This is a genomic window from Corynebacterium sp. LK28 (assembly GCF_014335105.1).
GTDB classification, from domain to species: Bacteria; Actinomycetota; Actinomycetes; order Mycobacteriales; family Mycobacteriaceae; genus Corynebacterium; species Corynebacterium macclintockiae.
This window is the reverse complement of sequence record NZ_PDGZ01000019.1, coordinates 1-1427: the sequence shown is the minus strand read 5'-3', so window position 1 is coordinate 1427 and position 1427 is coordinate 1. Positions and strand designations below refer to the sequence as shown.

1 protein-coding gene is annotated in these 1427 nt (G+C 56.3%); it reads right to left on the bottom strand.

Features of this window, described 5'->3' with window-relative positions; genetic code table 11:
• Positions 1-1331 (bottom strand): integrase core domain-containing protein (locus CRD15_RS10025; RefSeq protein ID WP_187402458.1); only part of this gene is annotated, 1331 nt, incomplete at its 3' end.
• Positions 1332-1427: the final 96 nt, after the last annotated feature.

Below are 1427 nucleotides of genomic sequence, written 5' to 3'. Positions count from 1 at the left end.
GGCAGCGGCACGCTGAAGAGGAATTCACCGTCATGGGCCGTGTAAAACTCCGCAACGTTATCGGCTGTGACCGTGGAGTAGAGCCTGCGGTTTTTAAACCTCAGCCCAATGTAGAGACCGAAGCCGCACACGCGTACAACGCCATCTTTGCTCACGCAGAGCTGGTCTGGGATGCCCCAATGGTTTGTTGAATTTGTCGTCGGCACCGTTAGTGTGGGGGTATCGGTGGAAGGTATGCCCTGCTGAGCTGCCATGTCATCGGTGCTGGCCTCGTGTGAAGTTGCCGCTTCCACGGGGCCGTTTAGCATTTCGGGTACAGCGTGCGGATTGTGCGCCTGGTTGTAGGCGACTACGCGGGCCCAGACCTGCTCAGGATCGAGTGGATGCGTAGGCGGCGGTGCCTTGGGGAAGGTATCGAAAGCCTGGCGTGGTGTGATGTGCATTTTGCCGACCAGCAGTGATTGATGCCGTCGTCGCTCGTTGTACACCTGGCGATATTCAGCCAGATAGGCGTTGACCTCAGCAAGGCTAACTGGGTGGCGTGCATCGAGGAACTGGGTCAACGTGCGGTGAGAGCGCTCGTCTTTTCCCTGGGTTGTCGGGGCGAAACCAGCAATAGCAAGAACGCCTTGGCTGGCGAGCCAAGTTTCAGTAGCAGAGAGAAAACCACGGTGATAGGTGGCAAACGCATCGCCATTGTCGGAAAGGATTTCTTGGGGCTTGCCGTAGGCGGCGAACGCTGCGGCCAGCACAGCGCGCGCATCAGTACCGTTTTCTGGCAGAGCGAACGCTGTGGTTCCGACATCGAACCTGCTGGCATCATCGATGATCTGGTAAATCGTGACATGTGTGTGGGCGTGGTCAAAGAGGCGATAGACCAGTCCATCGATCTGCCAGAGTTCACCGACGAGATCACGGGCGAAGCGCTTATAGGAGCTGCGTGGCCGTTTGCGGGCGTTGGCATCAACGAATCCCAGCTCATGAAGCCACGAGGCGATTGTAGAACGCGACGGTGTGGAATCTGGACCTACAGTGTCGAACAAGAAGTAGTAGATCGACCAAGGCCCATAATCCAAGCCTTGCTCCATCAACTCCTGCCTGGCGTGGACGACTGCGATTTTGTCGGCCTCGTGGAATTTCTTAACCGGATTCTTCGGGGCAGTCGAATCCGGCACAATGCCTGCGCGACCCTTCTGCGCTATCCGGCTTTTGATGTTGTGGTACGTCTGCCGCGAGATTCCCAATTCTTTGCAAAACTGTGTGACCGTCTTGCCGTCACGAACGGGATCGAAATCTGCGACCTTTCTACGCTTATGCAATGGAATAGCCATCCGGCTATTCCACCGCCGCAAACGTCCAAAAAGCCACTAGACATCCCGTCCAAAAACATCCTGGACTCCGTGTCCAAAATGTCGCTAGACATCACA